General features: G+C 46.1%; 4 protein-coding genes. 1 reads left to right on the top strand and 3 read right to left on the bottom strand.

What is annotated here, in order from left to right:
* A partial coding sequence (locus J7M22_17910) for a hypothetical protein (protein MCD6508480.1) occupies positions 1 to 194 on the top strand: 194 nt, incomplete at its 5' end.
* 499 nt (positions 195 to 693) lie between these two features.
* Here the strand turns inward: J7M22_17910 and J7M22_17915 are convergent.
* From J7M22_17915 to J7M22_17925, 3 genes are all read right to left on the bottom strand, one after another.
* A complete protein-coding gene (locus J7M22_17915; GenBank protein ID MCD6508481.1) occupies positions 694 to 1,650 on the bottom strand; it encodes a hypothetical protein in 957 nt (318 codons plus the stop codon).
* A 7-nt stretch (positions 1,651 to 1,657) separates the two neighbouring features.
* The gene (locus tag J7M22_17920) at positions 1,658 to 2,335 is read right to left on the bottom strand and encodes a hypothetical protein (GenBank protein MCD6508482.1); all 678 of its coding nucleotides are present in this window, start codon (positions 2,333 to 2,335) and stop codon (positions 1,658 to 1,660) included.
* A gap of 17 nt (positions 2,336 to 2,352) precedes the next feature.
* Positions 2,353 to 3,413: hypothetical protein (locus J7M22_17925; protein MCD6508483.1), on the bottom strand; the 1,061-nt coding region annotated here is incomplete at its 5' end.

Raw genomic sequence — 3,413 nt, forward strand, 5'->3', positions numbered from 1 at the left:
CCGAGAAAACCCCTGAAAATTCTGGGCTTGTCGAAGTTTCAAAAACTCGAACAATTGAGAGCGCCAGGAAGTCTTATCACATAAGGGTTTCCGACGTAGAGCCGATGAGTTTTGTCAGTCAATCAGCAAGAGACAAAAATACCTGCAGATCTTCCGTTCTCACCGCTTTGCGATATAGTTCATATATAGGGTAGGCTCCGATAAATATAACCGGTGGCGTGGGAAATATCATGAATCTGTTCGCTGAACGTGTCAAACAGAGCATTTCGATTGACCACAAAGCTAATAGAAACATCCCCTGTTCCCTGGGTTCTAACCATAATCCAAGTCCTGCTCTTTTGATCCTCCTTTGAATTGAGATAACAATCAGGATAAACAGCATAAGCGAAAGGCTCCCTATGTATAGCACTTCTGCCGTTATTGGATTTAAGATTATTCGGTCGAATGGGAGACGGACATAGAGAACGCTTCCTATCAGAAACAGAACTACTCCTCCCACCAACCACGAGTTTAATCCTAGCGTGTGACAAATCCGATGGGTTATCAGCATCAACCCGCAAGCAAATAGAAGGAAAAAGAAAGAGAGCGATTGGAACCACGTTAGGGTCGTGGATGGCTGAAGCTCTACAACAAGCAGGAAATGTCTGCTCAACCCGAAGGGATAGAGGAAATTTTCCAGTGTGTTTTGCCCTATCATCTCGATTTTTCCCATAAAGTAAGGATTAGGATTACGGTAATCAGGCTTATTCCGGCCATCACACCGATTCGGTAAACCCTCCTTTTGAATCTTGATCTTAAAAAAATATAGGCGATGGAGGAGTGATAAGATGCCAGAAGCGGGGGCAAAAAAGGGAATAAGATCGTAACCGAAGAGTATCCTGCCAGCAGATCATGGCGGTATCTGTTGGTAGCCACTGTTAAGATCACCTCCATTGGTATAACCCACCAGAGATAGAGCTTGAAATCATCCCATCCCCACCCATTTATCCCCCATCTAACGAGGTTAAACATGACCGGTATAACTATAAAGATACCCGCTCCTTTCCAGATTAATCCGAGGATTCCCATCACAATCCCGGAACTAAGGAGAAATATCCTCCTCCTGAAGTCAGAATGGTAAAAGCTGAAGATGTAAAAGGTGTATGAGAGCATAGCCAGAAATAGCACCAGAGCGTCTCTATCGGAAAATCCCGCTACGGTTCTATCCAGAATCCCTGGACAGAGGCTTAAAAGCATTAAGGAAAGAACCCCATAGGACAGACCGAAAAGCTTAATGCAGATCAAGAACGAGAGAATAAGGATCATTACGAAGGTGACGACTGGATAGTAGACAATAACGGAGTGGAGTGAGATCTTGGGGTTAAAAGCAGAGAAGATTCGGCATGCGTAAGCGAGAAGGTATTCCAGGGAAAAAGGAGAACATATATCAGTTAAATCTCTTCCCTGAGGCAACCATGCTGTGGGGTCACGGGAAGGGAGTTTCCCTTCCTTTAATATTATCCTCGCCCTTTTGGCAAAGCGATATGAATCTGTGCCGAGAAACAAATCATCGCCTAAAATCGATACCGTTTGTATACGGATGTAGACCGCTAATGATGAAACCCCTATGAGGATCAGACCCGCTAAAAAGCAGCTATCCCACTTCCTCATCTTTCCTCTATCTTCTTCTGGGGAGGGTCGCCACGGGGAAGACCAATATCTCCCCTCCCCGCTTCCTCACTATGCGAACCAACTGCCCGTTAGGCAACCTCCTCCACTGCAACAACGTACCATCCTCCAATCGCCTGAACGGCCTGCCCTCTATAGCATAGGGCTCATATCCCGGCGGGATCACTATCTGAGAATTGGCAAGTATAATCTGATGCTCCACCGACAGCTCTTTTGCCCTCTCAGGATGTATCGCAGCCTCATATTCCAGCTCCGCTAGCCGCATCCGCCTCTCCTTCGACCTGGGTATAGGTTCCAATACCTCCACGATTCTCCTTTTCTTATCATAGCGAACCGGGAGCGTGATCCCAAGCAGATCCAAAGGTATATCAACACTCTGCCATTTGCTCACTTGAAATATATGCATGGGGGAAACCGTCCTGTCGTATTCCGAGTAATCATATTCACCTGCTTTTGGGATTTCCTCCCCCTTCTCCTGTCGCATCAGGAACCCCTCGATAGCTTTTTCAACTTCACCGCTTATATCAGACAGGAAAGCTTCAATGAGAAATCTCTCCACTTTCTCCCTTCTAGATTCACTCGGTTTGGGGGATATCACAAGGTAAACGGCGATCATCACCAATACGAATATGCTGATACTAACCGCTATCAGATGCCGTCTTCTCATAATCTTCCTCTCAGTCTTTACTCAAGGCGAGGATCACTCAGCTCAGCCGTGTTATCGACAAACAGCACGGGAGGAATGATCTTCCTGTCATCCTTCACGGGGAAGATTAAAACCTCCCCATCCGGTTTCTTAACTATCCTGACCAGTTGTCCATCAGGGTTGTTGGGTACCCTCCGATATTCGAGCACTGTGCCGTCAGGTAATATTTTGCCTACCATATTGGTGATATCATATCCGGTTACCACAACCTTACGTATGGAGCGATTATAAATCTTCTTGTATTCACGGTAAAGTTCATCGGCTTTCCAAGGGTAGAGTTCAGCTTCCCTCTCTAACTCCGCCATCCGTTTCCTGTCCTCAGGTGTTGGAAGCAGCTTATATGCATATGTCTTGACAGGGATGGGAACGCCAACCAAGGGGAGGTTCCAGATAAATCTCTGGTTGCCGATCCATACTTCCCGGTTATAGAATAGCTTATCATACTCGGAGTAATCGTACCCTTCCTCTTCACCGTTTTGGCTATCCCCATCTTCTGATTCGCTGGAATAGGCATAACCTTCCTCTTTCTTATCCTGGTTTTTCAGAAACTCCTCAAATGCCTTAAGTGCCTTCTCTATCTCGCTATCTAATAACACATCTCGTTCTATTTCCTGCTCTGAGCTATAGAATTTGGAGTCCACTAAATAGTCAGGATGCTTAAACTCTGGTGTCAAGCCTCCGGAGGGAGGGAATCTCCGCTCTTGAGGGGTTACCTGAAGTTTCCCCTCTATCCGGTCTGTCTTATGATGTAACCAGATCTGAAGACCGATAAAGAGAAGAATGGCAATACCTGCAAGACAGATCATCACCTTCGCAAGCCTCTCCATCCCTACTCCTCCTTTCTTCACAGAGGTATCGTCAAACACAAAAGGCTGAAAGTATTGTAATACCTGAAGGGGCAGGGGGAAATATTCCCCCTCCACTTTCCTAACTCCAAACGAAAGGGGGTGAAAAAGATGGTGATTCTGACGCTCAAACTTCTCCTTCTCTTTTACAACCTCACAAGGCTCCTGCAATCCCTCTGCATCCACATGCAGAA

The sequence above is a fragment of the Candidatus Poribacteria bacterium genome, assembly GCA_021162805.1.
In the GTDB taxonomy this organism is placed as follows: Bacteria; Poribacteria; WGA-4E; order B28-G17; family B28-G17; genus JAGGXZ01.